Consider the following 227-nt stretch of genomic DNA (forward strand, 5'->3'; position numbering starts at 1 on the left):
TTGACAAAGTGGCGAAGCATTACAACTTCGGCTATCCCGGCGGCAAAGTGATAGAAGAAGGTGTAATGCTTCGCCACTTTGTCAAAGGCTTCGCCGGCGGCGGCGTCGATGGTGGTTCCAAGGATCGTAATGTCGTCGAAGTTGCTGGCGTTGCAGATAATCGTATGGCCCTCTGAAACCAAAAGCCCCAGAAACGGGTATTCGGGCTTGTTCTCGGGGATAAGGCG

1 pseudogene is annotated in these 227 nt (G+C 53.3%); it reads right to left on the minus strand.

Going from position 1 to position 227, the window contains the following annotated elements:
• Window positions 1-227, minus strand: a pseudogene (locus tag ACYVTD_RS19225) (hypothetical protein); the annotation flags it as partial.

It is taken from the genome of Treponema sp. R6D11, from assembly GCF_054786075.1.